At 62.4% G+C, this 1,334-nt stretch carries 1 protein-coding gene and 1 pseudogene; both read left to right on the forward strand.

Going from position 1 to position 1,334, the window contains the following annotated elements; genetic code table 11:
- Positions 1 to 11 precede the first annotated feature (11 nt).
- Positions 12 to 878 (forward strand): F0F1 ATP synthase subunit gamma, encoded by an 867-nt coding sequence (atpG, locus tag RMP09_RS05520; RefSeq protein WP_310565002.1) that lies wholly within the window; start codon positions 12 to 14, stop codon positions 876 to 878.
- Positions 879 to 916: 38 nt separating this feature from the next.
- Positions 917 to 1,334, forward strand: a pseudogene (locus tag RMP09_RS05525) (F0F1 ATP synthase subunit beta); the annotation flags it as partial.

A 1,334-nucleotide genomic window follows, 5' to 3' on the forward strand; every position in this document is an offset into this window, starting at 1 on the left:
AAGGAGCAGCAATGGCAGCAGGCAAGGAAATACGCGGCAAGATCAAATCGGTGGAGAACACCAAGAAGATCACCAAAGCCATGGAAATGGTGGCCGCCTCCAAGATGCGCAAGGCGCAGGACCGCATGCGTGCGGCCCGGCCTTACGCCCAGAAAGTGCGCCAGATCACCGGCAACCTGAGCAGGGCCAATCCGGAGTACACGCACGCGTTCATGCAGACCAACGACGCCAAGACCGCCGGTTTTGTCGTCGTCACGACCGACAAGGGTCTGTGCGGTGGCATGAACACCAACGTGCTGCGTGCGCTGACCAACCAGCTCAAGGACCTGCAGGCCAAGGGCCAGGGTGCTGAGGCGGTGGCCATCGGCAACAAGGGGCTGGGTTTCCTCAACCGCATCGGTGCCAAAGTGGTGTCCAGCGCAACGGGTCTGGGCGACACGCCCCACCTGGACAAGCTGATCGGCCCCGTCAAGGTGCTGCTGGATGCGTACACCGAAGGTCGCATCAACTCGGTGCACGTCTGCTACACCCGCTTCATCAACACGATGAAGCAGGAAGCCGTGATCGAGCAGCTGCTGCCTTTGAGCGCTGGCGACCTGCAGGACCAGGCCACTGGCCGTGACTGGGACTACGTCTACGAACCCGACGCTGCGGCCGTCATCGACGAACTGTTGCTGCGCTACGTGGAAGCCCAGGTCTACCAGGCCGTGGCCGAGAACATGGCGTCCGAACAGTCGGCCCGCATGGTGGCCATGAAAGCCGCCACCGACAACGCCGGCAGCGTCATCAGCGAACTCAAGCTGGTCTACAACAAGACCCGCCAGGCCGCGATCACCAAAGAGCTGTCGGAAATCGTGGCCGGCGCCGCCGCCGTTTGACGTTCACCCGAATTCAGAGAATTTAAAAGGTATCCATCATGTCTCAAGTACAAGGCAAGATTGTTCAGTGCATCGGCGCCGTCGTGGACGTGGAATTTCCGCGTAACGAGATGCCGCGCGTTTACGACGCCCTGAAAATGGAAGGTTCCGCCCTGACGCTGGAAGTCCAGCAACAGCTGGGCGACGGCGTGGTGCGCACGATTGCGCTGGGCTCCTCCGACGGCCTGCGCCGCGGCATGCTGGTGACCAACACCCACGCCAACATCACCGTGCCCGTGGGCAAGGCCACCCTGGGCCGCATCATGGACGTGCTCGGTGCCCCCATCGACGAGCGCGGCCCGGTTGACCAGACCCTGACCGCTCCCATCCACCGCAAGGCCCCGGCTTATGACGAGCTGTCGCCTTCGCAGGAACTGCTGGAAACCGGCATCAAGGTGATCGACCTGGTCTGCCCGT

Origin of the sequence: Hydrogenophaga sp. (genome assembly GCF_031426985.1) — a bacterium.
Lineage (GTDB): Bacteria > Pseudomonadota > Gammaproteobacteria > Burkholderiales > Burkholderiaceae_C > Hydrogenophaga.